The organism is Stenotrophomonas sp. ESTM1D_MKCIP4_1, assembly GCF_003086895.1.
Lineage (GTDB): Bacteria > Pseudomonadota > Gammaproteobacteria > Xanthomonadales > Xanthomonadaceae > Stenotrophomonas.
In genome coordinates this window covers 820,374-847,107 of record NZ_CP026004.1, presented here as the reverse complement: position 1 = coordinate 847,107, position 26,734 = coordinate 820,374, and the positions used below count along the sequence as shown (strand labels likewise).

The 26,734-nt window shown below is 68.3% G+C and carries 27 protein-coding genes; 15 read left to right on the top strand and 12 right to left on the bottom strand.

What is annotated here, in order from left to right:
- Genes ispE through C1924_RS03810 form a run of 3 tightly spaced genes read right to left on the bottom strand, consistent with a single transcriptional unit; the run spans position 1 to position 3,205 of the window.
- Complete coding sequence (ispE, locus tag C1924_RS03820) at positions 1–870, bottom strand: 4-(cytidine 5'-diphospho)-2-C-methyl-D-erythritol kinase (RefSeq protein ID WP_108764153.1); 870 nt, start codon at positions 868–870, stop codon at positions 1–3.
- Positions 867–1,523 (bottom strand): lipoprotein insertase outer membrane protein LolB, encoded by a 657-nt coding sequence (gene lolB / locus C1924_RS03815; protein WP_108764152.1) that lies wholly within the window; start codon positions 1,521–1,523, stop codon positions 867–869. Before lolB ends, ispE begins: the two co-directional genes overlap by 4 nt.
- Entirely contained in the window at positions 1,520–3,205 is a 1,686-nt protein-coding gene (locus C1924_RS03810) for a tetratricopeptide repeat protein (RefSeq protein WP_174208936.1), read from the bottom strand. Before C1924_RS03810 ends, lolB begins: the two co-directional genes overlap by 4 nt.
- Positions 3,206–3,268: 63 nt before the next feature.
- On the opposite strand from C1924_RS03810, the gene hemA reads away from it, so the two are divergent.
- The 4 genes from hemA (at position 3,269) to ppk2 (ending at position 8,354) form a co-directional block, all read left to right on the top strand.
- Positions 3,269–4,552, top strand: a complete 1,284-nt coding sequence (gene hemA / locus C1924_RS03805; RefSeq protein ID WP_108764150.1) for a glutamyl-tRNA reductase — start codon at positions 3,269–3,271, stop codon at positions 4,550–4,552.
- Positions 4,530–5,612, top strand: coding sequence for a peptide chain release factor 1 (gene prfA / locus C1924_RS03800; protein WP_108764149.1), 1,083 nt, complete (start codon positions 4,530–4,532; stop codon positions 5,610–5,612). Before hemA ends, prfA begins: the two co-directional genes overlap by 23 nt.
- A 4-nt stretch (positions 5,613–5,616) precedes the next feature.
- On the top strand, positions 5,617–7,320 hold the full coding sequence (locus C1924_RS03795; protein ID WP_108764148.1) for a tetratricopeptide repeat protein: 1,704 nt from the start codon (positions 5,617–5,619) through the stop codon (positions 7,318–7,320).
- A gap of 254 nt (positions 7,321–7,574) precedes the next feature.
- Positions 7,575–8,354: a polyphosphate kinase 2 gene (gene ppk2, locus C1924_RS03790; protein WP_108764147.1), complete on the top strand. Its 780-nt coding sequence runs from the start codon at positions 7,575–7,577 to the stop codon at positions 8,352–8,354.
- A 53-nt stretch (positions 8,355–8,407) separates the two neighbouring features.
- On the opposite strand, the gene C1924_RS03785 is transcribed toward ppk2, so the two are convergent.
- Together C1924_RS03785 and C1924_RS03780 are read right to left on the bottom strand one after the other, a co-directional pair.
- Positions 8,408–8,989 (bottom strand): TlpA disulfide reductase family protein, encoded by a 582-nt coding sequence (locus C1924_RS03785; RefSeq protein WP_108764146.1) that lies wholly within the window; start codon positions 8,987–8,989, stop codon positions 8,408–8,410.
- Positions 8,986–10,260, bottom strand: a complete 1,275-nt coding sequence (locus C1924_RS03780; RefSeq protein ID WP_108764145.1) for a YihY family inner membrane protein — start codon at positions 10,258–10,260, stop codon at positions 8,986–8,988. Before C1924_RS03780 ends, C1924_RS03785 begins: the two co-directional genes overlap by 4 nt.
- A gap of 77 nt (positions 10,261–10,337) precedes the next feature.
- Here C1924_RS03780 and wrbA point away from each other — a divergent pair, with 77 nt between their 5' ends.
- The 3 genes from wrbA to C1924_RS03765 all read left to right on the top strand — a co-directional run bounded on the left by wrbA (position 10,338) and on the right by C1924_RS03765 (position 11,828).
- Positions 10,338–10,931 carry an NAD(P)H:quinone oxidoreductase gene (gene wrbA / locus C1924_RS03775; RefSeq protein ID WP_108764144.1) on the top strand — a complete coding sequence of 198 codons (594 nt, stop codon included), beginning with the start codon at positions 10,338–10,340 and terminating at the stop codon, positions 10,929–10,931.
- A complete protein-coding gene (locus tag C1924_RS03770) occupies positions 10,928–11,263 on the top strand; it encodes a DUF2069 domain-containing protein (protein WP_108764143.1) in 336 nt (111 codons plus the stop codon). Before wrbA ends, C1924_RS03770 begins: the two co-directional genes overlap by 4 nt.
- A gap of 79 nt (positions 11,264–11,342) precedes the next feature.
- Positions 11,343–11,828, top strand: coding sequence for an asparaginase domain-containing protein (locus tag C1924_RS03765; RefSeq protein ID WP_079220726.1), 486 nt, complete (start codon positions 11,343–11,345; stop codon positions 11,826–11,828).
- A gap of 118 nt (positions 11,829–11,946) precedes the next feature.
- Here the strand turns inward: C1924_RS03765 and C1924_RS03760 are convergent, their stop codons facing one another.
- The 3 genes from C1924_RS03760 to sufT form a co-directional block, all read right to left on the bottom strand.
- Positions 11,947–13,698, bottom strand: coding sequence for a S8 family peptidase (locus C1924_RS03760; RefSeq protein ID WP_108764142.1), 1,752 nt, complete (start codon positions 13,696–13,698; stop codon positions 11,947–11,949).
- Between the two features lie 472 nt (positions 13,699–14,170).
- Positions 14,171–15,265, bottom strand: a complete 1,095-nt coding sequence (locus tag C1924_RS03755) for a branched-chain amino acid aminotransferase (protein ID WP_108764141.1) — start codon at positions 15,263–15,265, stop codon at positions 14,171–14,173.
- A 59-nt stretch (positions 15,266–15,324) separates the two neighbouring features.
- The gene (sufT, locus tag C1924_RS03750; protein WP_108764140.1) at positions 15,325–15,876 is read right to left on the bottom strand and encodes a putative Fe-S cluster assembly protein SufT; all 552 of its coding nucleotides are present in this window, start codon (positions 15,874–15,876) and stop codon (positions 15,325–15,327) included.
- Positions 15,877–15,998: 122 nt separating this feature from the next.
- On the opposite strand from sufT, the gene C1924_RS03745 reads away from it, so the two are divergent.
- The gene (locus C1924_RS03745) at positions 15,999–16,418 is read left to right on the top strand and encodes a hypothetical protein (protein ID WP_108764139.1); all 420 of its coding nucleotides are present in this window, start codon (positions 15,999–16,001) and stop codon (positions 16,416–16,418) included.
- Between the two features lie 106 nt (positions 16,419–16,524).
- Here C1924_RS03745 and C1924_RS03740 read toward each other — a convergent pair whose 3' ends face one another.
- Positions 16,525–17,985, bottom strand: coding sequence for an NAD(P)(+) transhydrogenase (Re/Si-specific) subunit beta (locus tag C1924_RS03740; RefSeq protein WP_108764138.1), 1,461 nt, complete (start codon positions 17,983–17,985; stop codon positions 16,525–16,527).
- A complete protein-coding gene (locus C1924_RS03735) occupies positions 17,982–18,302 on the bottom strand; it encodes an NAD(P) transhydrogenase subunit alpha (protein ID WP_108764137.1) in 321 nt (106 codons plus the stop codon). The genes C1924_RS03740 and C1924_RS03735 overlap by 4 nt, the downstream gene beginning before the upstream one ends.
- A 98-nt stretch (positions 18,303–18,400) precedes the next feature.
- Here C1924_RS03735 and C1924_RS03730 point away from each other — a divergent pair, with 98 nt between their 5' ends.
- Genes C1924_RS03730 through C1924_RS03720 form a run of 3 tightly spaced genes read left to right on the top strand, consistent with a single transcriptional unit; the run spans position 18,401 to position 19,766 of the window.
- Complete coding sequence (locus C1924_RS03730; RefSeq protein ID WP_108764136.1) at positions 18,401–18,985, top strand: RNA polymerase sigma factor; 585 nt, start codon at positions 18,401–18,403, stop codon at positions 18,983–18,985.
- The gene (locus C1924_RS03725) at positions 18,982–19,308 is read left to right on the top strand and encodes a hypothetical protein (protein WP_108764135.1); all 327 of its coding nucleotides are present in this window, start codon (positions 18,982–18,984) and stop codon (positions 19,306–19,308) included. Before C1924_RS03730 ends, C1924_RS03725 begins: the two co-directional genes overlap by 4 nt.
- Before the next feature lie 5 nt (positions 19,309–19,313).
- Positions 19,314–19,766: a DUF3106 domain-containing protein gene (locus tag C1924_RS03720; RefSeq protein ID WP_108764134.1), complete on the top strand. Its 453-nt coding sequence runs from the start codon at positions 19,314–19,316 to the stop codon at positions 19,764–19,766.
- Positions 19,767–19,993: 227 nt separating this feature from the next.
- Here C1924_RS03720 and C1924_RS03715 read toward each other — a convergent pair whose 3' ends face one another.
- Together C1924_RS03715 and C1924_RS03710 are read right to left on the bottom strand one after the other, a co-directional pair.
- Positions 19,994–21,073, bottom strand: coding sequence for an NAD(P) transhydrogenase subunit alpha (locus C1924_RS03715; protein WP_108764133.1), 1,080 nt, complete (start codon positions 21,071–21,073; stop codon positions 19,994–19,996).
- Positions 21,074–21,125: 52 nt separating this feature from the next.
- Positions 21,126–23,468, bottom strand: a complete 2,343-nt coding sequence (locus C1924_RS03710) for a DUF1631 domain-containing protein (RefSeq protein ID WP_108764132.1) — start codon at positions 23,466–23,468, stop codon at positions 21,126–21,128.
- A gap of 331 nt (positions 23,469–23,799) precedes the next feature.
- Here C1924_RS03710 and C1924_RS03705 point away from each other — a divergent pair, with 331 nt between their 5' ends.
- The 4 genes from C1924_RS03705 to C1924_RS03690 are packed head-to-tail and all read left to right on the top strand — an operon-like array spanning position 23,800 to position 26,660.
- Entirely contained in the window at positions 23,800–24,378 is a 579-nt protein-coding gene (locus C1924_RS03705) for a nitroreductase (RefSeq protein ID WP_108766960.1), read from the top strand.
- On the top strand, positions 24,363–25,319 hold the full coding sequence (locus tag C1924_RS03700) for a 5'-3' exonuclease H3TH domain-containing protein (protein ID WP_108766959.1): 957 nt from the start codon (positions 24,363–24,365) through the stop codon (positions 25,317–25,319). The genes C1924_RS03705 and C1924_RS03700 overlap by 16 nt, the downstream gene beginning before the upstream one ends.
- Positions 25,316–25,870, top strand: coding sequence for an NUDIX hydrolase (locus tag C1924_RS03695; RefSeq protein WP_108764131.1), 555 nt, complete (start codon positions 25,316–25,318; stop codon positions 25,868–25,870). Before C1924_RS03700 ends, C1924_RS03695 begins: the two co-directional genes overlap by 4 nt.
- Positions 25,863–26,660 carry an N-formylglutamate amidohydrolase gene (locus C1924_RS03690; protein ID WP_108766958.1) on the top strand — a complete coding sequence of 266 codons (798 nt, stop codon included), beginning with the start codon at positions 25,863–25,865 and terminating at the stop codon, positions 26,658–26,660. Before C1924_RS03695 ends, C1924_RS03690 begins: the two co-directional genes overlap by 8 nt.
- Positions 26,661–26,734: the final 74 nt, after the last annotated feature.

Genomic DNA, 26,734 nt, shown 5'->3' with positions numbered 1-26,734 from the left:
TCAGTGTTGCTCGAGTGCATCCAGCAGTGGCGAACGTGCAACGCCCGCGGCCACCCTTGCCCGCAACTCCTTCGGCAATTCCGCTCGCCCCTGCTCTGCGGCAGCCTGCGAATCGAACTCGACGAAACAACCACTTCCGGACCCGGTCAAACGTGCCTGGCCTATGCTGCTCAACGCGGCAAGCGCCGCCTCTACGGCAGGCTCGCGACGGCGCAGCACCGGCTCGAACACGTTTCCGACCAGAGCGCCGGAAGCGAAGTCGCCTATTTTCGCCTTTGGGCAGTCGCGCGTCAAATCCGGGTCAGCGAACAGGGCCGGGGTGGGTACATGAACGCCGGGCTCGACGATGACGTACCAGGCCGGCGCCAGGGTGACCGGCTGCAGCTGTTCGCCTACCCCCTCGGCCCAGGCGTTGTGGCCGCGCACGAAGACCGGCACATCGGCACCGAGGCGCAGGCCCAGCGCCGCCAGTGCATCCTCGTCCAGGCCGACCTGCCAGAGCCGGTTCAGGACCACCAGCACCGTGGCCGCGTCGGACGAACCGCCACCGAACCCACCACCTGCTGAAACATGCTTTTCAACGACGATATCTGCACCTTGAACGGCATTGGCGACACTTTTGAGAAGCATTGCCGCACGCACGGCGAGGTCGTCGGCCTCTGCGACGCCGGCCAGGCCGTCGCCCTGCCGTCGTACCCGGCCATCGGCGCGCAGGCGCATCCCGATGCGGTCGCCCCAGTCCAGCAGACGGAAGACGGTCTGCAGTTCGTGGTAGCCATCGGCACGACGGCCGGTGATGTGCAGGAACAGGTTCAGCTTGGCCGGGGCCGGCCACCAGGACCAGCCATCGGCGTCAATCTGCGCGGTCATGGCGCGTCGGTGCCCCACTGGTCGACCAGCAGGCGCACCTTGGCGTCCTCGCGGCTGGCCTCGATCCGCCGCGGCAGCGCCGGGCTTCCTTCCTGGGCCGGGTACCAGTCCAGGTACTGGATCAGCCAGCCGGCCTGCTGCATGCGCCGCGGCCGGCCTTCGGCATCGCGCTCCACGCTGTTTTCGCCGGAACCGCGCAGCACCAGGCCACGGGTCCAGTCAGACAGTTCATTGACCGGGATATCCCAGCCGGTGGCATCGAGCAGCAGCTGGCGCGCGTCATCGCCCGCGCGCGGTCCATCGCCCAGCCCGTCCAGGCGCGCCCCGCCCTGCACCGAATCCCCCTGCAGGGTCCAGCTCTGGCGGGTGACCGGCGCACTCAGCTGGATACGGTACTCGCTGCCCTGCTGGACCCAGTCGATGCGGCCGCTGCCACCATTTTTGCCCTTGCTGACCGCGACCCGGCCCTGGAAGCTGTAATCGGGCTGGGCGCGCAGGGCCTGCACGCGGGCTTCTTCAGCGCGCTCTGCGGCCGGCGACACGGTGTAAACCACGTCCGGGGCCGGCGTCTTCTGCATGCCCACGCTGGTACAGGCGCTCACCGCCAGGGTCACGGCCACCAGCAGCAGCGGCCGGATCAGGGAAACACTCATGGATTGAACTTCTCGCGGGCGCGCAGCAGCGCGCGGTTTTCAGGGTCGAGCTTGGCCGCCTCCTCGAAGAAGTGGCGGGCCTCGTCGTGCTTGCCGAGCACCCACAGCACCTCGCCCACGTGGGCGGCGATTTCCGGATCACGCGACAGGGTCCAGGCCCGGCGCAGCTGCACCAGGGCTTCCTCGTTGCGGCCCAGGCGATACAGCACCCAGCCATAGCTGTCGACGATGGCCGGATTGTCCGGCTCGGCCACCCGCGCGCGGTCGATCAGTTCCAGCGCTTCCTGGTAGCGCTTGGTGCGGTCGGCCAGGGTGTAACCCAGCGCGTTCAGCGCGGGCACGTTCTCCGGATCGGTCACCAGTACCTTGCGCAGGTCGGCCTCGGCGCGGGCGATATCGTCGCGTCGTTCCCACGCCAGGGCACGGGCGTACAGCAGGCCATTCTCGTCCGGATAGGCAGCCAGGCCCCGGGCCAGCGCGTCCAGTTCGCCGGGCAGATCGTCGGCGCGCTGGCGCAGCTCGGCTTCCAGCAGGTAGGCATCGCGGCGCACATCGTCATCCACGCTCGCGTCGGACTGGATGGCGTGCACTTCATCCAGCGCCAGCGACTGGCGGCCGGCCAGGCCCTGCGCGTTCGCTGCGCGCAGGCGCGCTTCGTTCAGTTCCTCGCCACCGGGCACGCTGTGGTACCAGTTCACCGCCTCCGGGTAGCGCTTGAGGTATTCGGCGATCTTGCCCAGCAGCAGCCGCTGCGCCGGGTCGGGCTTGGCGGCCTGACGCGAGAGCTCGTTGTAGAGGCCCGACAGCGCTGCGGTGTCCCCCTGCTTGGCCAGCAGCGAAGCACGCATGCCCCAGGTCTGCACATTCTGCGGGCCTACGGCCAGCACCCGCTCGGCGGCGGCCGGCTGGCCCAGGCTGTCATAGGCGATGGCCACGGCGTTGCGCAGCTCCGGGTCCTGCCGGGTCTTCGGCTCAACCCCCCGCAGCAATGCCAGCGCCTGCGTGGTCTGCCCGGCCTGCTGCAGCTGGCTGGCACGCAGCAGGGCCACCCGCGGCTCGTCCGGGAAGCGCTTGACCACTTCGTCGATCATGCGCCGGGCCAGCTCGGGCTTCTCCATGCGCAGGGCGAGGCGGCCGAATTCCTGCCAGGCCTCGATCTTCGGCGGAATGGCGTTGGCGTCGACCAGCTCGCCCAGCACCTGCGCCGGTACGGCCGGGTCGCGGCCACCGCCGATCAGGGCAGCCAGCGCGAACTTCCAGCCCCGGTCGTCAGGGTCGGCCAGCAGGGCCTGCAGCTCGGTCCGTGCGGCCTTCACGTTTCCCTGCCGCATTGCCAGCGCAGCGGCAGCACTGCGCATCGACAGCGAACTGGGCGCACGCTTTTCCCACAGGGCCAGGCCCTTGGCGGCGCTGGCATCATCGTTGGCCAGCATGGAGATGCGAGTGGCCCGTTCAGCCAGCCCCGCATCGCCTGCCGTCTGTTCGGCCGCCTGCAGGTACCAGTGCGCGGCGTCAGCCAGCTTGCCGGCCTGCAGGGCGAATTCCCCCGCCATCACCGGTTCCAGGGCCAGTTCTTCGCTGGCCGGGGCCCTTGCCGGGGCCTTGGTCGGCGCCGCCGCCAGCACCTGGCTGCAGGCCAGGGACAGCAGCAGAACACTGGGGATGCGAATCAATGCGGGCATCGTCGGCATCGGGGCCTTAAAATGTCGTCCAATGGCCAGCAGCTTATCGCAAGCAACTGAACAATGACCCTGTGGGTGCTCGGACTGAATCACCAGACCGCACCGGTAGAGCTGCGCGAGCGCGCGGCCTTCGCCGGTGACGCGTTGCCGCGCGCGCTTGGTTCGCTGCGCGATACGCCGCAGATCGCCGAAGCGGTGCTGCTTTCCACCTGCAACCGCACCGAGCTGTACGCGGTCGCCGATTCCCCGGAGGCGCTTGACCACTGGCTGCACAGCCAGGCCGGCGATCTGCAGGGGTACCTGTACCAGCACGCGGACGCCGATGCGGTGCGCCACCTGTTCCGGGTCGCCACCGGGCTCGATTCGATGGTGCTGGGCGAACCGCAGATCCTGGGCCAGGTGAAGGATGCCTGGTCCACCGCGCGCGACCACGGCCTGCTGGGCCAGCGCCTGGACCGGCTGTTCCAGCAGACCTTCTCGGTGGCCAAGCGCGCCCGTACCGATACCCAGGTGGGCGCCAACCCGGTGTCGGTGGCCTCCGCTGCGGTGCGCCTGGCGCAGAACGCGTTCGCCCGCCTGGATGATTCCACGGTACTGCTGGTCGGCGCCGGGGAGACCATCGAGCTGGCTGCACGGCACCTGAGCGAAGGCAAGGTACGCCGCCTGCTGATCGCCAACCGCACGCTGGCCCATGCGCAGGAACTGGCCACCCGCCATGGCGGGGTGGCGCTGCCGCTGACCGAACTGGAACGCCACCTGGCCGAGGCCGACGTGGTGTTCTCGGCCACCGCCGCGCGCGAACCGGTCATCCACCGCGAGATGGTGGCCAAGGCGCTGCGCGCGCGCCGGCACAAGCCGATGCTGCTGTTCGACCTGGCCGTGCCGCGTGACATCGAGGCCGAGGTCGGCACGCTCAACGATGCCTTCCTGTACACCGTGGATGACCTTGAGCGCGCGGTGGAAGACAACCGCCGCGGCCGCCGCGAGGCCGCCGCCGAGGCCGAGGCGATCATCGACCTGCAGGTGTCGCGCTTCGTCGAAACCCTGCAGGCCAGCGCTCACCAGGCACCGCTGCGGCAGTTGCGCGCCTTCGGCGAGGCCACCCGTGCCGAACTGCTGGAGCGCGCGCGGCAGCAGCTGGCCAACGGCAAACCGGCCGACGAAGTGCTGGAACTGCTTGCCCATGGCCTGACCAACCGCCTGCTGCACCCGCCCACTGCCGCCCTGCGCGCGGCCGCGCTCACGGGCGATGCCGACCTGACCCGCGCCGCCGAGCGCCTGTTCCCGGCCGCGCCGGGCTACCGCCACCCACCCGTGAGACCCGATGACGCCGACCCTGCGCCGTAAGCTGGAAGCGCTGGCCGAGCGCCGCGAAGAACTGGAACGCCTGCTCGCCGAACCTGATGTGGTCGCCGACAACTCTCGTTTCCGCGATCTTTCGCGCGAATTCGCCCAACTTGAACCGGTCGCCACCGCACTGGCCGATGAGGCCCGCGCCAAGGCCGACCTCACCGCCGCCGAGGGCATGCGCGCCGACCCGGACCTGCGCGAGCTGGCCGACGAGGAAATCGCCGTCGCCCAGGCCCGCCTGCTGGAGCTGGAACAGGAACTGGCCCTGCTGCTGGTGCCACGCGACCCGCGTGACGAAGGCAACCTGTTCCTGGAAGTGCGCGCCGGTACCGGCGGCGACGAAGCGGCGATCTTCGCTGGCGATCTGTTCCGCATGTACGCCCGCTATGCCGAGCGCCAGGGCTGGAAAGTGGAGATCGAATCGGACAACCCGGGCGAACACGGCGGCTACAAGGAAGTGGTGGCCCGCGTGGTCGGCCGTGGTGCGTTTTCGCGCCTGAAGTTCGAGTCCGGCACGCACCGCGTGCAGCGCGTGCCGGCCACCGAATCGCAGGGCCGCATCCATACCTCGGCGGCCACCGTGGCGATCATTCCGGAAGCGGATGAGGTCGATGACATCGTCATCAATCCGGCCGACCTGAAGGTCGATACGTTCCGCTCGTCCGGCGCGGGCGGCCAGCACGTCAACAAGACCGAATCGGCCATCCGCATCACCCACGTGCCGACCGGCGTGGTCGTGGAATGCCAGACCGAACGCAGCCAGCACGCGAACCGCGACAAGGCGATGAAGCGCCTGAAGGCGCAGCTGCTGGACGCCGAGCGCCAGCGCCAGGATGCGGCACAGGCCGAGTCGCGGCGCCTGCAGGTGGGCAGCGGCGACCGCAGCCAGCGCATCCGCACCTACAACTTCCCGCAGGGCCGGATCACCGACCACCGGGTGGAAGGGCTGACCCTGTACGACCTGCCCAACATCCTGGCCGGCGACCTCGACCCGCTGCTGCAGCGCCTGAGCCACGAGCACCAGGTGGATGCGCTGGCCCAGCTGTCGGCGGGCTGAGCCGATGTCGGCCTGGCAGCAGCGGCGGCAACTGCAGGAGGCGCTCGCACGCCAGCCGGGTGATTTCATCGCCTGGGTGATGCTGGCCGATCTGGAACTGGAAGCCGGCGACATCGGTGCCGGCGAGCGCGCCGCGCGACGTGCGCTGCAACTGCGGCCCAACCATCCCGAAGCGCTGGCCCGGCTGGGTCGGGTGGCGTGGATGGCGGGCGCCCATGCCGATGCGGCCGCACTGCTCGGCCAGGCCGCCTCGCTGGCACCGGAACACCCCGGCATCGCGCTGTGGCTGGGGCATGCGCTGGAAGATGCCGACGATGCCGAAGGTGCGGCCGCTGCCTACCGCCGCGCGCACACGCTGCTGCCCGGCGAACCGTATATCGCTGCGCAGCGCCTGGCCTGGCAGCGCCGCCTGTGCGACTGGCAGGACCTGGATGTGCTGGCCACGCAGGTGCGTGCCGCGGTCGCCAGCGGCCAGGGCGTGGTCGAGCCCTTCGCCTTCCTCAGCGAGGATGCCGATGCTGCCGGGCAGCTGGCCTGCGCCCGTGCCCGTGCGGCGGCTGTGGCCGCTGCTGTGCGCCCGCTGCCAGCGGTACCGGTGCGGGCGCGTGGGCCGTTGCGTGTCGGCTTCCTTTCCAATGGATTCGGTGCGCACCCGACCGGCCTGCTGACCGTCGCCCTGCTGGAACACCTGCAGGCCGATGCGGCACTGCAGCTCCATCTGTTCGCGTTGAACCGCGACGACGGCAGCCGCATCCGCCAACGCCTGCAGGCGGCCACCCGGTTGCATGAGGTGGCCGGCCAACGCCACGCCGAGACTGCAGCACGGATCCGCGCGCAGGGCATCGACGTGCTGTTCGACCTGCGCGGCTGGGGTGGCGGCGGCGCGCCGGAGGTGCTGGCCATGCGCCCTGCCCCGCTGCAGCTGAACTGGCTGGCCTACCCCGGTACATCCGGCGCGCCGTGGCTGGATGCGGTGGTCGGCGATGCCTTCGCCCTGCCGCCGGCACTGGAACCCCATTACAGCGAACGCGTACTGCGCCTGCCGCGCGCTTTCCAGCCTTCGGACAACACCCGCGTGCTGGAGCCGGCACCGACGCGTGCCGACTGCGGCCTGCCCGAACGCGGCGTGGTGTTCTGCTGTTTCAACAACAGCTACAAACTCAACCCGCGCAGCATGCAGCGCGCCTTCGCGGTGCTGCAGGCGGTTGCGGGCAGCGTGCTGTGGCTGCTGTCCGGCCCTGGCCAGGCCGATGCGCGCCTGCGTGCAGCCGCGCAGGCCGCTGGCATGGATCCGCAGCGCCTGGTGTTCATGGCCAAACTGCCCCACCCGCAGTATCTGGCGCGCTATGCGCTGGCCGACCTGTTCCTGGACACCCATCCGTACAACGCGCACACCACCGCCTCCGATGCGCTGTGGGCGGGTTGCCCGGTGCTGACCTGCCCTGGCGATACCTTTGCCGCGCGCGTGGCCGGCAGCCTCAACCATCACCTGGGCCTGGCACGCATGAATGTGGTCGATGATGCTGCCTTCATCGCCACTGCCAGCGCATTGGGCAACGACCCGGAGGCATTGGCCGCGCTGCGGGCAGAACTGGCGCAGGCACGCGACGGTAGCGGCGTGTTCGACATGGCCGGGTTTGCGGCGGATCTGTCGGCGTTGCTGCAGCAGCTGGCCGGCGAGCACGGCTGGGCAGGCGCGGCCGGGTAGAGTCGACCGTTGGTCGACTGCCCCGGGGGGCGGGCTGCGGAAAACCCCGCGCTACGCGCGATAGTCGACCAACGGTCGACTCTACCCCAGCGTCATAGTCGACCAACGGTCGACTCTACCCCAGCGTCATAGTCGACCAACGGTCGACTCTACCCCAGCGTCATAGTCGACCAGCGGTCGACTCTACCGCGGCGTCAACGCCGCTTGCGCAACCACTGCGCTACGCTCGGGCTTCCTTCCAGCGTGGTACGACGATGGGCAAGCTCAAGCGCAAGGAGTACGACGAACTGCTGCAGCCCCTGCAGCTGGAACTGACCGCGATGGCGCGCTGGGTGCAGCACAGCGGGCAACGCCTGCTGGTGCTGTTCGAGGGCCGCGACACCGCCGGCAAGGGCGGCGCGATCCAGGCCATCAGCCAGCATCTCAACCCGCGCCAGTGCCGGGTGGTCGCGCTGCCCAAGCCGACGGACCGTGAATCCACCCAGTGGTACTTCCAGCGCTATGCCAGCCACCTGCCCGCGGCGGGCGAGATCGTGCTGATGGACCGCAGCTGGTACAACCGCGCCGGTGTTGAACGGGTGATGGGTTACTGCAGCGAGAGCGAGTACCAGCAGTTCCTGCACCAGGCACCGGTGTTCGAGCAGCTGCTGGTGGACGACGGCATCCTGTTGTTCAAGTACTGGCTGTGCGTGGACCAGGAACAGCAGGAGAAGCGCTTCTCCGAACGCCACAGCGATCCGTTGAAGGGCTGGAAGCTGTCGCCGGTGGACCTGAAGTCACGCAGCAAGTACAGCGCGTACACCGAGGCGCGCGAGGCGATGCTGCGGGCAACCCACCGCGATGCCGCGCCGTGGACGCTGGTGGACTTCAACGACCAGCGGCTGGGACGGCTGTCGCTGGTGCGCAATCTGCTGGATCGTTTGCCGGATACGCGCGTAAACGAGCCGGTGCTGGACCTGCCGAAGCTGAAGGGCAAGCTGCATGTGGAGCACTACGACGTGCTCAAGCCGATCGAGGACTTCCCTGTCGAGTAGATCCACACCATGCGGGGATGAATCGGGCCGGGGTCAGTCGAGCGGGCTCTACTCTACTTCGCCGCTGCGATCTGTTGTTCGATGTCGGTGGCGGTGACCGGACCGAGGAACGTGTGGGCGACCTTGCCGTTGGGGTCGATGAGGTGGGTCAGCGGCAGGCCACGGGGGATCGCGAAATCGGCCGGCGGGTCGAACGGATCGACCACCACGATGGGATAGGTCACCGGGTGCTTGGCCAGGAACGACTGCATCTCCGGCGTTTCAATGTCTTCGTAGGCCAGGCCCACCACCTCGATGTTGCTGCGCATGGCATGCAGCGCCGACAGCTCCGGCATCTCCTTGCGGCACGGGGCGCACCAGGTCGCCCAGAAATTCACCACCACCCACTTGCCACGGTGCGCGGCCAGGTCGTACTCGCTGCCGTCGATGGCTTTCATCTTCAGCGTCGGGAAATCGGCCGTGGTGCGCTCGGCCGGGTTCTCATCCGCGGGGGCCGCCTCAGCCGGGGCCGTCGGCGTCGGCGCCTGGGCGGGCGGCGTGCTGCTGGCCGGGGTCGGCGCCTGCGCAGGCTTGCAGGCGGCCAGGGCCAGCAGCAGGGCGAGCGGCAGGGCCTTCAACAGGGGCGAGCGGATCATGGTTTTTCTCCGGAATCAGGATAGATGTCGCTGACACGGCGCTTGAGGCGCTCGCGCAGCGGCAGGCGAAGTTCGTCCAGGGCGGCAAGCGCGGCCTGGCCCAGGCTGTCATCACGGTACGGCAGATGCTGCTCGGACACCGGGATGCGCAACTGGGTGCATTCGTAGAGATCGGACAGGCTGACCTGGTCCAGGTCGCGCGCCAGCAGCCATTCACCGCGCTCGTCGCGGCGCAGCAGACCGATGTCCTGCAGATTGCAGGCCAGGTCCTGCAGCAGCGAATCGGTCAGCATCGGCTCCAGCCGCAGGATCTCGTCATCGCCCAGGCCGCGGCCCTTGCCGCGTGCGTAGTGGAAGCGCCCGAGCAGACGCAGCAGGCCATAGAACTCGAAGCCCTGCGGAAGACGCAGCTCCACCGGCTGGTAGCGGAAGGCCGCCATCGATGAGGCCAGCGAGGCCCCCAGCAGCACCGCCACCCAGCACAGGTAGATCCACAGCAGCAGGATCGGCACGAAGGCCACCGTACCGTAGAGCTTCTGGTAGGACTGGAAGCTGCCCAGATAGGCACCAATGCCCCACTTGATCAGCTCCAGCAGCACCGCCGCCAGCACCGCGCCGGGAATCGCATGGCGCCACTTCACCGTGTGGTGCGGCACCACGCGGAACATCAGCATGATGCAGACGAACTCGATCAGCACCGGTGCAAGGCGCAGCGAGAGATCGGCCAGCCAGCGGCCTTCCTGGGTGCCGAACAGGGGCATCGCGAACACCCGCGCCGATACTGCCAGCGACGCAGCCGCGAGCATCGCGCCCAGGGTCAGCACGGTCCAGTAGACCAGGAAGCGGGTCAGCTTGGGCCGCGTGCTGCCCACCCGCCAGATCTGGTTGAAGGTTTCTTCGACGCTGTTGAGGGTGATCAGCAGCGAGACCACCAGGGCGATGAAGCCGGCGGCGGTGAGTTGGCCGGCACTGGCCGAGAACTGCCGCAGGTAACCCTCGGCCGCGCGCGCGGCGCTGGGCACGAAGTTGGAAAACACATAGTCGCTGAGCTGGTCACTCCAGCGGTCGAACACCGGGAACGCCGAGAGCACGCCGAAGACCACGATCGCCAGCGGCACTAGCGCGAACACGGTGGTGTAGGCCAGCGCCGCGGCCGCCTGGAACAGGCGGTCGTCGAGGAAGCGGCGCCAGAGGAAGCGGCCGAAGCTGGCGGCTCGTGCACGATCCCGCGCGCGCTCCATCCACAGGTTGAGCGTATCCAGAGGTTCCATCGGCGAAAGGGTACCCGATGCGGAATCGATGCAGGATAGCCATACTGGCATCCACACGATGAGGAGACTTGGGCGCGATGGGCGAAATTCTGGTGCTTTACTACAGCCGGGGCGGTTCGGTGGCACGGCTGGCGCGCCAGATCGCGCGGGGAATCGGCGAGGTGCCGGGCATGACCGCGCGCCTGCGCACGGTGCCGCCGGTGGCCGCAGTGACCCAGACCGCGCAGCCGCCGGTACCCGATGACGGCGCGCCCTATGTGAGCGTGCAGGACCTGGCCGAGTGCCAGGGCGTGCTGCTGGGCAGCCCCACCCGCTTCGGCAACATGGCTGCACCGGTCAAGCATTTCCTTGATGGCCTGGGCGCCGAATGGGTCAATGGCACCCTGGCCGGCAAGCCGGCCGGGGTGTTCACCTCGACGGCGTCGATGCATGGCGGCCAGGAATCGACCCTGCTGTCGATGCAGGTGCCGCTGCTGCACCATGGCTGCCTGATCGTCGGCATCCCCTTCACCGAGCCGGCGTTGAGCCACACCACCAGCGGCGGTACGCCCTACGGCGCCAGCCACGTGGCCGGCGCCGCCGATGACCCGCAGCCCACCGACGACGAGGCCGTACTGGCGCGTGCGCTGGGCCGCCGGGTGGCTGACATCGCACAGCGGCTGGCCCGATGAACAGCGCGCCGCGCACGGTCCTGCTGCTGGCCCTGCTGGGCCTGTCGGCGCTGTACGTGGGCTGGTTCATCAATGACAAGCACTGGCTGGCCACCCAGCTGGTGTTCACCGCGCCGCCGCTGGCGCTGGCCATCGCCCTGCGCGTGGGCTGGCGCAAGGCCGGTTTCTGGGCCTCGGTGCTGGCACTGGGCTGGTTCAGCCACGGCGTGATGAGCGCCTGGAGCCACCCGGAAACCCGCTGGCTGGCCCTGATCGAGATCGCCCTGGCCCTGCTGGTGATCTTTGCCGCCAGCCTGCCCGGGCTGCGCGCCCGCTTCAGCAAGCGACGCTGACGCTGCGGCCGCCGGGCCTTATCATCTGTGTTCCCGGCCCCGCGCCGCTGTACCTGTACTGGTTTCGCGCATGCACATGATGGAAGAGCTCCTGGTCGTCACCACCGGTGGCACAATCGACAAGATCTATTTCGATGACAAGTCGGACTACCAGATCGGTGATCCGCAGATCGGCATGATCCTGCGGGAACTTGGGGTAACCTTCCGCTTCAACGTGATTCCGATCCTGCGCAAGGATTCGCTGCACATCAACGATGATGACCGCGAGCTGATCCGCGCGACCATTGCCGCGCAGGCAACCCGGCACGTACTGGTGACCCACGGCACCGATTCAATGGTGCAGACCGGCCAGGTGCTGGCGACGATTCCGGACAAGACCATCGTGATGACCGGCGCGCTGAGCCCGGCACGGTTCCGCGGTTCGGATGCGGAGTTCAACATCGGCTGCGCGATCGGTGCGGTGCAGTCGCTGCCGACAGGTGTGTACATCGCCATGAACGGCCGGATCTTCGATCCGCAGCACGTGCGCAAGAACGTGGCGGCGAACCGGTTCGAGTCGGTCTGACCGTCATGTAGTGCCTGTCCCATGCCCGGCAACCGTGGAGCAGCGGAGCGTGGGCTCGGCTCTACAAAAAAAACACCCCGGCCGAAGCCGGGGCGTGCCCTTGGAGAGGGACTTGGGCTCAGTACTGGGCGTTGAGGCTGACGCCCGAGAAGGTGCTGTAGGCCTTCACGCGGACATGCCAGGTGCCGGCAGCAGGGCTGTTGATGGTGCAGGTTTCGTTGTTGCCGCTCAGGTACGGACGGCAGGTGTAGGTGGTGTCGGTCGGGGCGCTGCCCTGACGCAGGTACAGGTCGGCATCGCCGCTGCCGCCACTGATCGCCACACGCAGCTGCGAGCTGCCGGCCGGCACGACCACCGTGTAGCTGAGCGAAGCTCCGCTGGACGCACCCAGGCCGGTCACCGGTACGTTGTTCTGCAGCACCGTGCCACCCGGGTTCGGGTTGGTGCCGCCGCCGGTGCCGTTCTTGGCAGCGGTGACTGCAGCGTTGGCATCGACGATGCCCGCGCCACAACCGCCCGAGCAGGCACCCGGCAGCGCGCGTGCGGTGCTCTTGAGGATGCTTTCCACCTGTGCCGGGCTCAGCGGCGAGGGAGCCACCGACTGCATCAGCGCGACCACGCCGGCCACGTGCGGCGCCGCCATCGAGGTGCCGTTGTACGAGGCATAGGTCGCGCTGGCCGGCACCGTGGTGCCGGTGTTGAGGGTCGAGAGGATGTTCGCGCCCGGCGCGGAGATGTCGATGCCGGCACCGTAGTTGGAGAAGCTGGCCTTGGCGCCGGCAGACGTGGTCGCAGCGACGGCCACGACATTCGCGCAGTTGGCCGGTACCGAGGTGGACACGTTGGCCGACTCGTTGCCGGCAGCCACCACCACCGTGGTGCCACGGCCAACCGCGCCGTTGATGGCGTTCTGGTAGGTGGTCGAGCAGCTGCCACCACCACCCAGCGACATGTTGATGACTTCCGCCGGGTTCGCATTGGCGGGCACGCCGCTGACCGTGCCGCCGGACGCCCAGGTGATGGCGTCGACGATGTCCGAGGTGTAGCCGCCGCACTTGCCGAGCACGCGCACGGGCACGACCTTGGCGTTGTATGCCGTACCGGCCACGCCGGTGCTGTTGTTGGTCACGGCCGCGATGGTGCCGGCCACATGGGTGCCGTGCCAGCTGGAGCTGGAGGCCGGGTAGCCGACGCCGCACTCGTTGGCCGCGTACCAGTCACCCTCGTCGTTGGGGTTGTTGTCACGGCCGCCGCCATCGCGCGCCATCGCGGCATCGCTGATGAAGTCATAGCCGGGCAGGATGTTGGCGTTCAGATCCGGGTGGCTGGTGATGCCGGTGTCGATGACCGCCACGACCACGCCGGTGCCGGTGGACTGGTCCCAGGCCGGGCGCACGTTGATCGAGGCGTTGGAGGTACCGAAGCCCCACTGTTCGCTCAGGCGCGGATCATTGGGCACCAGGTTGGCACGCATGATCTGGTCGACTTCCACGTACTCGACATTCGGGTCGGCGGCGAGCTTGCGCATCAGCAGCTCGGACTCGGCCTGGTCCAGCGCACGGTCGGAGCGCACCACGCTTGGACCGGTCGCCAGGCGACGGATCTGCTGCAGGCCAAGGGCGCGGCCCTGGGTGCTGGAGAGGCCGGCGGCGGCGGTCTTCAGCGACGAGGCCAGCACGCTGGTGTTGGCCACCGCCTGGCTGCCGTCCTTGTACTTCACGATGAACTGCTGGTGCACGGGCGCTGACTTCAACCCGCTGAGCTGGACATCGCCAGCGAAGGCCGGGGCGGCCAGGAGCAGGGAGGTGACGACGGATGCACTGAGAACCACCCACGACTTGCGCAGACGCAGTTGCGAAACCTGGGACATCGGAATTTCCCTTTCTAGTGGTGTGAATGCCGGAATCGGCAGAAGCACCGGCCCGAGCGCGCGATGGAGGTATGCACGCATGGCTCGCAGTCCGGTCAGTCAGCGGATTCCCCTGCGACCCGCCGTACTGTTGACGCTAATGGCCCGAAACGGACTCCACAAGATTTTCAGTGTCTTTTCAGGAACATGAAATGTCTGATCTGAGACGTAATGGGTGTAGCGTTTGTGAAGGTGAAGGAACTTTCACGCAGCATCCACGGACATGAACGGGACTTTTACTGTCCCGGCATGTCTTTGCTGACATCGGCAGATTGGATGTCGGGAACGGACTTTCGGGGAGAGCAGAGCAGTCGAGCAAGCTCGACGCTACGGGGCGTGCTGCAGCCACAACGCAGAAAGCCCGTCACTGGGACGGGCTTTCCGGGGTACGGCAGTCGAGCAGGGCTCGGCTCTACAGTCCGGTGCGGGCGGATCAGCCCAGCTTGACCAGCCAGTTGTGACGGTCCGGCTGGCGGCCGTACTGGATGTCCGTCAGTTCCTTGCGCAGCGACAGGGTCACTTCGCCGGCCGGTGCGTTGATGTCGCCCACCGAGAAGCCCTCGCCCTTCAGCTGGCCAATCGGGGTGACCACCGCGGCGGTACCGCAGGCGAACACTTCGGCGATGTCACCGGAGGCCACGCCGTTCTTCCACTCGTCGATGGTGACCTTGCGCTCTTCGACCTTCATGCCACGGTCGCGGGCCAGCTGCAGGATGCTTTCGCGGGTGATGCCTTCCAGGATGCTGCCGGACAGTTCCGGGGTGACCAGGGTGCCGTCCTTGTAGACCAGGAAGACGTTCATGCCACCCAGTTCTTCCAGGTACTTGCCCTCGACCGGATCGAGGAACAGTACCTGCGAGCAGCCCTGCGCCTGCGCCTTCTGCTGCGGCAGCAGCGAGGCGGCATAGTTGCCACCGCACTTGGCCGCACCCGTGCCGCCCTTGGCCGCACGCGCGTATTCGGTGGACAGCCAGATCGACACCGGGGCGACGCCCTTGGCGAAGTACGGGCCGGCCGGGCTGGCGATGACGTAGTAACCGGCCTTGTGTGCACCGCGCACACCCAGGAAGGCTTCGTCGCCGATCATGAACGGGCGGAAGTACAGGCTGGACTCGTCGGCCGACGGAACCCAGGCGCTGTCCACGGCAATGAGCTGCTTCAGCGATTCGACGAAGATCTCCACCGGCAGTTCCGGCAGCGCCAGGCGCTGTGCCGAACGCTGCAGGCGGCGGCCGTTGGCATCGGGGCGGAAGGTCCAGATCGAACCGTCGGCATGGCGGTAGGCCTTGATGCCCTCGAAGATTTCCTGGCCGTAGTGCAGGACGGCGGCGGCGGGGTCGAGCTGCAGCGGACCGTACGCACGCACATTGGCGTTGTGCCAGCCGGTGTCCTTGTCCCAGCGCACTTCCACCATGTGATCGGTGAAGTGCAGGCCGAAGCCCGGCTTCTCCAGGATCTGGGCGCGCTCTTCAGCGCTGCGCGGGTGGTCCGAACGGGTGACGGCGAAGCTGGGAATGGACTGGGACACCGGAGGATTCCTGTTCTGGTTGCGGGTAGTGCCGGGCCCGCCATGCAGCGGGCCGTGGGTCAAAGCATGCCGGTTTCGAGCCGGGCGGCCTCGGACATCATGTGCTGGTTCCACGGCGGATCGAACACCAGTTCGACATCGGCCTGGGCCACGGTCGGGACCATTTCGAGCTTGCTGCGTACGTCGTCGACCAGGATGTCACCCATGCCACAGCCGGGCGCGGTCAGGGTCATCTTGACGTCGATCTCGCGCTGGCCGTCGTCCAGGTGCTTGATCTGCACCTCGTAGACAAGGCCCAGTTCGACGATGTTCACCGGAATTTCGGGGTCGAAGCAGGTGCGCAGCTGCTGCCACACCAGCTGTTCCACCTGTTCATCGGTGGCATCGGCGGGCAGTTCCAGCGGGGCGGGCGCCTCCTTGCCGATGGCGTCGCCGTCCTTGCCGGCGATGCGGAACAGATTGCCTTCGACGAACACCGAATAGCTGCCGCCCAGTGCCTGGGTGATATAGCCATAGCTGCCGGCGGGCAGGGTCACGGTGTCGCCCTGCGGGACCATCACGGCCTCGCAATCGCGCTCGAAGTGGACAGGTTCGCTGCTACGGGAATACATGGGGACCGATATGGGGCCGCGGCCGAAGCCACGCAAGACGGCATTCTAGCCCAGCCGTCCTGCCCCCGCCGGTGCAGTGCGGCAAACCACAGTATCCTGTGGGTGTCCTTCAGGAAGCTTCGATGTCCTCCAATGCCGCGCGTGCCAGGACCGTCACCTGGCTTTGGCCCTTCATGTTGCTGCTGGGTCTGGTGGTTGCTCCCATGGTCTGGGTGCTGATGGCCCTGATGACCGGCCGCCAGGTCGGCTGGATGGCGGTGGTGACCGCCCTGGAACTGACCTTCATGCTGCGCCTGGGCACGCTGGGGCCCGGCCGCCTGCGCGTGGTGCTGGTGGTGCTGGGCACGCTGCTGGTCTCGCTGGCCGCCTACTGGTGCATCGCCAGTGTGTGGATGGGCGGTTCGATCGGCCTGAACCCGATGGACGCTGCGCTGCGGATGGGTCCGCACCTGGCCTGGACCCTGACCAGCCTGGCCAATGGCGCGGCCGAATGGGTCTGGCTGGCGGTAGGCGTGGTCGTGGGCGCCTGGCTCGCGCGCTGATCACCTACATGGGGTCGGATCCCTTTCCGCAGGAAAGGGCTCTGACCCACGTTCGGGATCTGGGGTCGGAGCCCTTTCCTGCGGAAAGGGATCCGACCCCGGCCTCTCAATGGCCGCCGTCGAGCGCCTTCAGTTCGCTCACCAGCGACGCCGCCGCCTCGGCGCCATCCCCGTACAGCATGCGGGTGTTGTCGGCGTAGAACAGCGCATTCTCGATGCCGGCAAAGCCGGTGCCCTTGCCGCGCTTGATCACCACCACGTTGCGGGCATTGACCACGTCCAGCACCGGCATGCCATAGATCGGGCTGGCCGGGTCGGTGCGCGCCACCGGGTTGACCACGTCATTGGCACCGATCACCAGCACCACGTCGGTGTTGGCGAATTCGGGGTTGATGTCGTCCATGTCGGCGATCAGGTCGTAGGGCACGCCCGCTTCGGCCAGCAGCACGTTCATGTGCCCGGGCATGCGACCGGCCACCGGGTGGATGGCGAACTTCACCTTCACCCCGCGCTGGCCCAGCCGCTGCGCCAGTTCCCAGATCTTGTGCTGGGCCTGGGCCACGGCCATGCCGTAGCCGGGCACGATCACCACGCGCTCGGCGAAGGCCATCATCGCGGCAACGTCGGCGGCTTCAATGGGCTTCTGCGAACCGCTGATCGCCTGGGCTTCCCCGCCGGCACCGCCGCCGAAATTGGAGAACAGCACGTTGCTGATCGGCCGGTTCATCGCCTTGGCCATCAACCGGGTCAGCAGGATGCCGGCCGCACCCACCATCATGCCGGCGATGATGAGGGCCTCGTTGCCCAGCACGTAGCCCTCGAAGGACACCGCCAGGCCAGTGAAGGCGTTGTACAGCGAGATCACCACCGGCATGTCGGCCCCGCCGATGGGCAGGGTCATCAGTACGCCCAGCGCCAGGGCCAGCACGAAGAAGGCGACGATGGACCAGGTGCTGAGCGTGCTGGCGGCGATGATCGCCAGCACCACCACGGCCAGCGCCACCAGCAGGTTCAGCGCCTGCTGCCCGGGCCAGGTGACGCGCTTGTCCAGGCGGCCGTCGAGCTTGGCCCAGGCGATGACCGAGCCGGACAACGACACCGCGCCGATGGCCGCGCCGACCACTGCCAGCAGCAGCACCGTGGCCGAAGGCTGGCGCGCGGCCAGGTCGGCCAGCGCCTGCGCACTCCAGTGGCTGGTATCGCGGTTGGCCAGGAAGGCATAACGCAGCAGTTCCACCGCGCCGATGGCCGCGGCCGAGCCACCGCCCATGCCGTTGTAGAGCGCCACCATCTGCGGCATGTCGGTGATGGCGACCTTGCCGGCCGACCACCAGGCCAGGCCAGCACCGAGCAGCAGCGCCACCAGGATCAACGGTACGTTGTGCAGCTCGGGCAGGAAGAAGGTGGCGACGGTGGCCAGCAGCATGCCCAGCCCGGCCCAGCGGATGCCGCTGCGGGCGGTCAGCGGCGAGGCCATGCGTTGCAGGCCGAGCAGGAACAGGGTGGCGGCCACCAGGTAGCTGGCCTTGACCAGCCAATCGAGCAGTTCGACGGTGCTGATGTTCAAGCCAGCGGCTCCTTCGGTTCATCCTGGCGACCCTTGGGCGCACTCGGCTTGAACATTTCCAGCATGCGCGCGGTGACCACGTAGCCACCGGCGGCGTTGCCGGCGCCCAGCACCACGGCCAGGAAGCCCAGGGCCTTCTCCAGCGGGGTCTGCGCGTGGCCCAGCACCACCATCGCGCCGATCAGCACGATGCCATGGATGAAATTGGACCCCGACATCAGGGGGGTATGCAGGATGACCGGCACCCGCGAAATGATCACGTGACCGGCAATTGCGGCCAGCATGAAGATGTACAGCGCCACGAACCCGTCACTCATCGGCAACGCCTCCCGCTCCGTCTTCGTCGCCCCATCATAACCATGGGCTGAACCCGGCGCGCGCCCCGGTCAACCGGCGCCGCGCTCACGCGTTGTCGATGGTGACCCCGAGTGAGGAACCGTACCCTGTGCTGGTGAGCAGCCCTGTCCCCCCGACCGCCGATGCCGACGCCCTGCCCGCGTCGCTGGAAGCGTTCCTGGCCAGCGTCGGCCCGCGTGCGTTCCGTTTTGCCGAGGCCGGACTGCGCCAGCGCGAGGATGCGCTGGACGCCGTGCAGGACGCGCTGCTGCGCATGCTGGACTACGCCGACAAGCCGGCAAGCGAATGGGCACCGTTGTTCTGGAGCATCCTGCGCCGACGGGTGATCGACCTGCAGCGCCGGCGCCGCTTCCGCCTGCCGTTCTGGCGCGACAACCACGATGCCGATGGTGCGGACATCGATTGGGCCGACCCCGGCCCGGACCCGGCGCAGGCCCACGAGCAGCGCCAGCAGTACCAGCAGCTGGTGCTGGCCCTGCGTACCCTGCCCGCCCGCCAGCGCGAAGCCTTCACCCTGCGCGTGCTGCAGGACCTGGACGGCGCCACCACGGCCCGTGCCATGGGCTGCAGCGAAGGCGCGGTAAAGACCCATCTTGCACGCGCCCGGCAGGCGCTGCAGGATCATCTGGAGAACCACCTGTGAACCGCTCCCTGCCTTCCGATGATGCTCTGCGCAGCCTGCACGCGCAGTCGCTGCAGTCGCTGTCGCCGGCCACCCTGGCGCGGCTGCGCCTGGCCCGCCATGGCGCCCACGCGGCGCACCGGGGCCGCTGGCGCTGGTGGCTGGCCAGCGCCTGTTCGCTGGTGATGGCGCTGGGTATCGGCCTGCAGTTCAGCGGTCCGGGTACGCATACCGGACCGGCCCCGGCACCGACGGTGGCTGCGGTGGAAGACAACAGTGCGCTGTACGACGAGAATCCAGACATGTACCTGTGGCTGGGCGATACCGACCTGGCGATGGAGTGAGAACCATGCTGCGACGCCCCACCCTGCCCTTGCTGTTTGCCCTGATCCTGCTGCCGGCCACGCCGCTGCTGGCACAGACGGCAGCACCTGCTGCCGCGCCGGGCGCCGCGCTGCCCAACTGGGAACAACTGAGCCCAGCCCAGCGCGAGGCCCTGTGGGCGCCCTTGCGTGATCGCTGGAACAGCGCCGATGCCGGCCAGCGCCAGCGCATGCTCGCGCATGGCCAGCGCTGGCAGTCGATGAGCCCGGAAGAGCGCGACAAGGCCCGCCGCGGCCTGCGCCGCTTCGAGCACATGAGCCCCGAACAACGCGAGCAGGCACGCGCGCTGTTCGGACAGATGCGCACGTTGAGCCCGGCCCAGCGCGATGCGCTGCGCGAGCGCTGGTCGCAGATGACGCCGGAACAACGCAAGGACTGGGTGCGCGAGAATCCGCCGCCGCCGGCAAAGCCGCGGTAAGCCTTACGGACCAGGGTCAGAGCCCTTTGCCTTGGCAAAGGGATCCGACCCCTGGCGGGCTGCGGTTCGGGGTCAGAGCCCTTTGCCTTGGCAAAGGGATCCGACCCCTGGCGGGCTGCGGTTCGGGGTCAGAGCCCTTTGCCTGGGCAAAGGGATCCGACCCTTGGCGGGCTGCGGTTCGGGGTCAGATCCCTTTGCTGTGGCAAAGGGCTCTGACCCCATGCGCATCACGCCTGCCAGCGGGTCTTCGCCAGCAGCTCGTCTTCCCAGTCGAAGCTGAGCTGTCCTTCGCGCACGAACAGGGTGACGAAGTTCAGCAGGTTGCGCGCGTACATCTCGCTGGCCTGGGTGGCGCCGCGGCTGGCCAGGTCCAGCGGCCCATCGATGGTTACGCCGTGGTGCTCGATGCACTGGCCCGGCTGGGTCAGCGCGCAGTTGCCGCCGCTCTCGGCGGCCAGGTCGACGATCACGCTGCCGGCAGACATGCCCTCGACCATCGCCGCAGTGACAATCGTCGGCGCCGGCCGGCCCGGCACCGCCGCCGTGCACATCACCACGTCCACGCTGCGCAGGTGGTCGGCCAGGCGGCGTTGCTGCTCGGCGCGTTCCTCATCGGTCAGCGCACGCGCATAGCCTCCCTCGCCCGCCGCACTGACCCCCAGATCAAGGAAGCGCGCACCCAGCGACTGGATCTGTTCGCGGGTCTCCGGCCGCACATCGAACCCTTCCACCTGCGCGCCCAGGCGTCGCACGGTGGCAATGGCCTGCAGACCGGCCACGCCCGCGCCGATCACCAGTACCTTGGCCGGGCGCACGGTACCGGCCGCCGTCGTGAGCATCGGGAAGAAGCGTGGTGCACGATCGGCTGCGATCAACGCGGCCTTGTAGCCGGCCATGCCGGCCTGCGAACTGAGCACATCCATGGCCTGCGCACGGGTCGTGCGCGGCAGCTGCTGCAGCGGGAACAACAGCAGGCGATCATCGCTGGCCAGTGCCGCCAGAGACGGGTCGCTGGCCGGGGTCAGCAGGCCAACCGCGCTGGCACCCGGCTTGAGCTGGGCCAGCACCGCTGCGGGAGGCGCCTGTACGCACAACAGGATGTCGATCTCGCCCCAACGGCCGGCGTCGAAGGCGCGTGCCCCCGCGTCGTCATAGGCAGCATCGGGAAAGCCTGCCGCCAGGCCGGCACCGGCTTCGTACCAGACGGTGATGCCCAACCCCCCGAGCTTGCGCGCCGTTTCCGGCGTCAGCGCCACGCGCCGTTCGCCTGGCGCGGTCTCCTTCATCCCCAGCAACGCCACGGCCATGCAGGTCCCCGCTGATCGGTGAGTGTTCCCGATCCTAGCAGGCAGCCACCGCTCAGTGCAGGGTGGCGCTGCCCGGGTCCAGGCGGTCGATCACGCCCTGCATGGCGCTGTCGAAGGCGCCATCGTCGACATGGGCACGCAGGCGCCCCAGCCGCACCATCACCGCCAGTTCTTCCGGCGAGGCCACGCAGAAGCGCACGCCGCGGCGGTTGACGAACAGCAGGCGCGAGGAGATCGGGCTGATCCAGGACAGCTTGCCGGCCTGGACCTTGCCGTCCTTGTCGACGAAGTCCAGCCAGTTGCCGATTTCCATGCGGCGGAAGCGGTCGGCATCGGCATTGTCGAAATCATCGGTATCAACCTGCCCTGCCAGCTCTACTGCACTGGCTTCCGGCACCGGCGCGGCAGGCAGCGCGACCTGCGGCAGTTCCGGCAGCGCGCGCTGCAGTTCCGGCCGCGATTCGGCAATGCCCTGCAGGGTGCCGTGCAACGCATCAATGGCCGCCGATGCCGCATCCCCGTGCACGCCGACACTGGCAAACACCTTCGCCAGCCCCGGTTGCCAGGCCTGCAGCCACGGCTTGCCGATGATGTGCCGGCGCGCTTCGGCCACTTCTTCCAGCAGGCCATCGCCCAGGCTCAGCGCTTCGGCCACCGATGCGCCTTCCTCGCCCTCGCGCAGCAGCGCCAGGGTCAGGTGGTGCTGCCACGGCTGGCGCAGGAATTCGGCGATGGCCGGTGGCAGGGTGGCATCGCCGATGCGGCGATCCAGTTCGGCGCCGGCCCGGTTGCGGGCCATTTCCAGCTTTTCCTGGCCGCGCTGCGTTTCGGCTGCGCGGCGCTCGGCGATTTCCACGCGGCGGCGATGCTGCACGAGGAAATCGCGGAATTCTTCTTCCAGCGTCAGGAAGATCGCCAGGTTCTCGTTGAACTCGGCGACCAGGCGCTCGATGATCTCTTCGACCTTGGCCATCAGCATGCGCTCGGCCTGGCTTTCGCCGGTATTGCCTTCGCAGGCTTCAGCCAGGGAATTGAGCAGCTTGCGGGCCGGGTGCGTCTTCTGCACGAACATGCGGCGGTCGAGCATGGCGACCTTGACGAAGGGCACCACCAGGCGGCCGATCAGCTCGCGCGAACGGCCTTCCAGCTCGCGTTCGTCCAGCATCACATCAAACAGCATGCCGACCAGATCGATCGCATCTTCGTCCTGCGGGTCCAGCCGGGTCTGGCCGGGGTCCACGCCGAGGCGGGTGGCGCTGGACAGCACTTCGCTCTTCAACCGCTGTGCCAGCGATTCACCGTCCTCGCCGATGGCCGCGCGCAGGGTTGCACTGGGCGTGGCCTGCAACAGCGACAGCACCGACATCATCTCGCGCTGGCTGAGTGGGCGATGCTGGCCCACGGCGACCTGCGCGGCCGAGGTGGCGTCTTCGCGCACATGCCGGGTCTGCTGCAGCAGTTCATGCAGGGCCTCCAGCAGCATGCCCTGCTGCCCGGCGTAGGCTTCGCCGGGACCACCCGGCGCACCGCCAGGCATTCCCGTCTCGCCAGCAAGATGCTGCTGCATATGGCCACGGCGCTCGGACCAGCGTGCGGCGAACCGCTGCGCCCAGGCCGGCGCGGCCTGTTCCTCATCGCTGAAATCGGTCTCGAAGCCGGCCCCCTGGCGTTGCTCGACCAGGTCGTCCAATCCATGCGGTGCCTGCGGTGCCGGGGCGGCAGGCAGGGGGCGCCGCGGGGCGCCCATCTGCGGCATCACGCCGGCAGCCGCCAGCTGCTCATCCAGCTTCTCGTAAATGCGGCCCACCGGCGTGCGCATGTCGCGCTCGCACAGCTTGATCAGCACCAGGTGGACTTCCGGGGCCAGTTCACACCCGGCAAAGGCCTGGTGGATGGCCACGCCCAGGTGTTCCGGGCTGATCGGATCGAGGTCGGCATCCAGTTCGATGCCACCAGCCAGCCAGCCCAGGCGACGGTCCAGGCGGGCCAGCACCGGCTTGAAATCACGCAGCAGCACGGTGGCGAAGTTGCGCACCGCCAGACGCGATTCCAGCACGTGCTCGGGAATCAGGCTCAGGGCTTCCTCGGCGGGCCCGGACAGGGTGGCCTCGGCGGACAGGGGACTGCCCGTGGCCAGGGCGGTCCACGCCTGGTCCAGGTGGGCGGCAAAGGCCGAGGTGATCTCCTCCCGGCGCCGGCGCAGCTCGCGCATGGCATCCAGGAACAGCAACTGCGACGAGCCGGCATTGCCGGCACGGTCGAACAGGGCGTCGTCAAACCGCGCCAGCGCCGCGCCGAAGGACTGGCACAGGGCGGGCAGGACGGCGTCCCGCGCAAGCTGGAGCTGGGCCGGGTCACGACCCGTCGATCCCATCGGAGTGGGCGCGCTCATCATTCGGGAAGGCTCCCCACCTTCTCTGGTACGGCAGACGTCATGGGCATCGCGACGGCCGGTACACCCCATGTACCGGTACGTCGATGGTAGGCCGGCCAGCCCGTCACGGACAGTGAAACAGTCCCCACTTCAAACCTCACGACCGGCGGCCCGGCAAGACGGATATCCTAAGCCGTGCGGTGCCTGCGAGGCGAGGGGAAGCGCTCGCCAGTTGCCTGGCAGTGGCATGACGTTCATCACAGTTTGTTATTGAAAGGGCAAACACGACGCAAACAGCGTCATCGACCGCCCCGACTATAATCATCAATCCGTGATGACCGGTTCAGACTCCATGCCCGACCCCGCTGCCCTGCTCGCCCTCGACGCCCGCCGTTCGGTGCCCTCGCGGCAGCTCGGCGAGCCCGGCCCGGACGCGGCCACCCTGCTGCGCATGCTGCAGTCGGCCGTCCGCGTGCCCGACCACGGCAAGCGCGTGCCGTTCCGCTTCCTGAAGATCGCCGGCGATGCACGTCACACTCTGGGTGACTTCCTGGTCGAACGCAGCCGCCAGCGCGATCCGCATGCCGGCGAAGCCGTGTTCGAGAAGGACCGCCAGCGCTTCAGCCACGCCCCGCTGGTGATCGTGGTGGTGGCCAGCCCGCGCCCCGACGCGAAGGTGCCCGAGCAGGAACAGCTGATGACGGCCGGCTGCGTCTGCTTCGCCCTGCTGCAGGCGGCCCAGGCACTCGGCTTCGGCGCCCAGTGGCTGACCGCGTGGATGGCCTTCGACCCCGCCGTGCATGCCCACCTCGGCCTGGCCGAGGGCGAAGGCATCGCCGGCTTCATCCATATCGGTACGCCGAAGGCCGAGGTTCCCGAACGCGAGCGCCCGGACGCGGCTGCCCTGCTGCAGGACTGGACCGGCCAGTGAGCGCCGTGAACGCCGTGCCGGTGCCGCCGCCGCTTTATCTGGTCGACGCCAGCATCTACGTGTTCCGCGCCTGGCATTCGCTGCCGGATGAGTTCCAGGACAGCCAGGGCTGGCCGACCAACGCGGTCCATGGCTTCGCCCGCTTCCTGCTGGACCTCCTCGAGCGCGAGCGCCCGCAGCACATCGCCATCGCCTTTGACGAAGCGCTGGACAGCGGCTTCCGCCACCGCCTGTACCCGGCCTACAAGGCCAACCGCGACCCGGCGCCGGAAGCGCTGAAGCGACAGTTCGTGCACTGCAAGGCCCTGTGCGCGGCACTGGGACTGGTGGTGCTGGCCCACCACGACTATGAGGCCGACGACCTGATCGGCAGTGCCCTGCACGGGCACCGGCACAGCCATCGCGGCGTCATCATCTCCGCCGACAAGGATCTGTCGCAGCTGCTGCTGGACCACGATGAACAGTGGGACTACGCACGCAACCAGCGCTGGGATGTGGCCGGCGTCAAGGCCCGCCACGGCGTGCACGCGCACCAGATCGCCGATTACCTGGCGCTGTGTGGCGATGCGGTGGACAACATTCCCGGGGTCAGCGGTGTCGGCGCCAAGTCGGCTGCCGTGCTGCTGGCCCACTTCGGCAGCCTCGATGCGCTGTACGAACGCCTGGACGAAGTGCCCTTCCTGCGCCTGCGTGGTGCCGCGCAGATGGCCGTGCGCCTGCGCGAGCAGCGCGAACACGCCCAGCTCTGGCGGCAGCTGACCACCATCGCGCTGGACGCGCCGCTGGAAGGCAGCCAGCCGGGCCTGCTGCGCCAGCCGGCCGACCCCGAGCTGCTGGGCGGCCTGTGCCAGGCGCTGCGCTTCGGTCCGATGACCCGTCGCCGGCTGTTCAGTGCGGCCGGCCTCAGCGATTCCCTCCCCTCCTCCAGCGAGCCTGCATGAGCCAGAGAAACACCGAAGCCCCGCGCGTTGTCTACGAAGGCAAGTACCAGCGCATGGTCGTGCGCGGCACCTGGGAATACAGCGAACGTACTCATGCCGGCGGCCTGGCGGCGATCATCATTGCCGTGACCCCCGACGACAAGGTGCTGTTCGTCGAACAGTTCCGCGTGCCGTTGCAGTCGCCGACCATTGAAATGCCAGCCGGCCTGGTGGGTGACATCCATGCGGGCGAGTCGATCGAGGTGTCGGCCGTGCGCGAACTGGAAGAGGAAACCGGCTGGACCGCCGAGCACGCCGAAGTGCTGATGATCGGCCCGACCTCGTCCGGCGCGAGCAGCGAACAGATCGCCTTTGTGCGCGCCACTGGCCTGCGCCGCATCGGCGAAGGCGGCGGCGATGAGAACGAAGACATCACGGTGCACGAGATTCCGCGTGCGCAGGCCGCCGCCTGGCTGGTGCAGAAGATGGGCGAAGGCTACGCGCTGGATGCCAAGCTGTGGGCCGGCCTGTGGATGATCGAACATCACCTTGATGGGCGCCCGCGTGGCTGACGCCGACCTGCACCCGGCACCGGGCCTGCTGGGTGCCGATGACCCGGCCGTCTACACGATCCACCGCGCGCAGGGGGCCTCGCCCTTCCTGCTGCTGGCCGACCATGCCGGCCAGCAGGTGCCGCGCGCACTGGCTGGGCTGGGCCTGGCGCAGGCCGAACTGGACCGCCACATCGGCTGGGACATCGGCATTGCCGGCACCACCCGCGCCCTGGCCGGACTGTTGGATGCCTGGGCGATCGAACAGACCTATTCGCGGCTGCTGATCGACTGCAACCGGCCGCTGGCTTCGCCCACGCTGATTCCGGAAGTGAGCGACCACACCGTGGTGCCGGGCAATGCCGGGCTGTCGGCGGTGCAGCGGCAACAGCGCATTGATGCCATCCACGCGCCCTACCACGCGCGCATTGATACCGAACTGGATGCACGCCGCGCTGCGGGCCGCCCGACCCTGCTGGTGATGATGCACAGCTTCACCCCGGTGATGAACGACGCCCAGCGCCCCTGGCATGCCGGCGTGCTGTACCACCAGGACACCCGCTTCGCGCATGCATTGCTGCAGGCACTGCGCGACGAAGGTGACCTGGTGGTGGGTGACAACGACCCGTATTCGGTGAGCAGCACCAGCGACTACGCGGTGCCGGTGCATGGCGAAGGCCGCGGCCTGGTGCATGTGGAACTGGAGATCCGCCAGGATCTGATTGCCGATGCCGCCGGGCAGCAGGCCTGGGCGGAACGGCTGGCGCGCATTTTCAGTGCGTTGCAGCCGGAATTGCTGGCTGCCGGGTGAACGCCATCCACGCATGGCGTGGATCTACTGACCAGCACACGCGCGGTTGTTGTTCGCGGTAGATCCACGCCATG